3 protein-coding genes are annotated in these 2412 nt (G+C 63.4%); all 3 read right to left on the bottom strand.

Annotation, left to right across the window (positions count from 1 at the left end):
* Positions 1-219: 219 nt before the first annotated feature.
* Entirely contained in the window at positions 220-477 is a 258-nt protein-coding gene (locus ACZ6NC_RS40035; RefSeq protein WP_465738820.1) for a hypothetical protein, read from the bottom strand.
* Between the two features lie 477 nt (positions 478-954).
* Complete coding sequence (locus ACZ6NC_RS40030; protein WP_465738819.1) at positions 955-1470, bottom strand: SMI1/KNR4 family protein; 516 nt, start codon at positions 1468-1470, stop codon at positions 955-957.
* 32 nt (positions 1471-1502) lie between these two features.
* Positions 1503-2412: hypothetical protein (locus ACZ6NC_RS40025; RefSeq protein WP_465738818.1), on the bottom strand; the 910-nt coding region annotated here is incomplete at its 5' end.

Raw genomic sequence — 2412 nt, 5'->3', positions numbered from 1 at the left:
CCTCACCTGTGGCGGAGGGAAAAAAATCAAGGGGGGGCCCCTAACGGCCCCCCCCTTCCATCGCTGTTCTGCCTTCCCGGGCGACCGCAGCCGCCCCCTCCAAGGCCACGATCAGCCCATGGCCGTACCCAGCGGGGCCGGCCATCAAGGTGAGGCTCCCGGCCGGTCAGCGGCTGTTCGCCAGCGCGGCCGCGCAGGATCTCATCGGGTGCCACCGGCTCAGTCCTCCGGGCCCATGCCCAGCGCCGCGCCGATGTCCTCCAGCTGCTGGGCGCGCAGCGCCCTGGTGAGGGCGGACCGGACGGTCGGCACCGTGTGGGACGGGGCCGCCAGGTGGGTACGCAGGACGCTCTCGGCGAGGAAGCGGATCTCGGCGAAGGTCTGACGGTCGGCAGCGAGCAGGAACTCGGCCTGCTCGGCGCCCTTGCCCGGGCCGGCCGGGCAGGCCCGTACCGCCGGGCGGGCGCCGACCAGCAACAGATCCAGCGCCCCGGGCGTGCCGTCCAGTGCTACGTCGCCGACCTCGGCTTCGCTCTGCCCACCGGCGCCCGCGGCGGTCGCACGGGTCGGGCAGGGCTGTCAATCGATCCGTCAACCCCGGCAGTTCACGTGCAGCGGGACTGGGCGACTTGATCAGGCGGACGGTGGCAGACTGGCGGCACATCGAGGCTCCGGTGACACTGGGCGACTTTGGTCGGTCACCCCGTCAACCGGAGCCTCGTTGCGTACGTGGCGGCCTTCGCGATGCCTATCATCCTTCCGTGACCTGCACCATCGTCTCAGGGTCGGACTATGAATCAGCCTTGCCTGCGGACCCACGTCACCGGGACTTGAAACGACCTTGACCTCACGCCCGCCACGTTCGCTACACGGCTATGTAGGAAACTGGATATTTCACCTCAATAGCCCTCTTTGACAGGGCCACCCGTCCGATCCATGGCACAAGAACTCACATCATTCGGCCGAGAACTCGCTCCACAACCGGACACCTGAAGCGAAGTCGAAGATCTCGGACATCGTCGAGAAGAAAGCGGAATCACCATTTCCGACCCAGAAGTACCGCTTCTCAGGTGATTCGACGTCCCATACCATGAAGATCCCCACCGAACCGTCACGGTTCACCGAGATCGGCGCAAGCGCAGCGTCTTCTGCGAGGCCCTCGTCCACATGGACGTCGATACTGGTGACAACATCAAGAAATCGAAGCGCCCGCGATAGACGGTCTCCGGACGGCCAGTCCCGCCATCCCAAAATGGGCATTCCCGCGTAAAAGTTATCCATTCCGTCGGAAAATTCCAGGAACTCGCGATAACCCGGCTCGATCGGCTGCCCAATCCACCTTTCGAGCTCCAAGATCTGGCTCGCACTGGCCGGCGGCCGCAACCCTGGAGCCGCCGCAAGGAGCGACTCCGGGTCCGACCGATGATCATCGACCCTGGCGACCACGAGCCTTTCGATCCACTCAGCCAAATCGTACCAACCCCATCGCTATCAACGACTCACTATCGAGTGATGTTACAGATACCATACTCGCCCACCGAGACGGACCCACGTACATGTTCGGTTGTATAGGTGTTGGGCTCCTTGTTGACTCCGGCATATAGGAACTCGGTCGGCCGATAGCCCTCGAGGTACTTGTTGGCGTAGGCGCCGACCAGGGAGTTAACGTCGTTGTCCTGCTGATGCCAACAGTAGGGGGAGAACTTTCCGGACCAAGTGGTGTCGGGAAGATGACCGGCGACCTTGCCGTTGTACTCGTACGGAGTCCCCTTCACGTCCTTTATGTGAAGGTCCTTGTACTTCTCCGCAAGGTCGGCCAGCGTGAGCGGCTTTCCCGAACGGGTGAAGTCCATGACCTCCTTACTGGGAGAGACCCGTCCCTTGGCCGACCAGTAGCTCGATACGGCGTTCAGCGCGGCGATATGGTCCTTCAGTTCATCGATCTGATCCTGGGTCGCACCTCCGGGCGCGCGGAGACAGACGATCCCGGACGTCCCCCGCTGCTGCTTCGTCTTGTTCAGATGCTTCGTGCAGTCCTCCTCTTCGTTGTTAGTCGCTGTGCCGTTCCCGTTCCCCGGAGCTGCACCCGGAGCAGGGTGAGTGGAGGTGTCCTGGTCGGGAGTGGCGTTGGGCTGGGTTGTCAGCTGATTCAGCAGGTCTGCGACGTTATAGATCGCTGCGATGACCTTGAAGATGTCGCCAGGCTTCGGCGGCTCCCAGTCGGGCTTGGGGGTGGGACGCTGGATTTCGGTATTGCGCGGGTCCCAGAGCTGCTTGGAGGGTTCCGACTTGGGCCCCTGGGGACGCGTCGGGGATTTATTGACCCGAAACGGTAAGGTTCCGCGCTCGTTGATCCGGGCGTGACGGATCTGGTTGGGGACGCGCGTCGGCTGTCGCCGAAGGCCCAGGAAG

The organism is Kitasatospora sp. NPDC041988 (assembly GCF_055588525.1).
The sequence above is the reverse complement of the archived record's forward strand: the minus strand, read 5'-3'. Positions and strand labels throughout refer to the sequence as shown.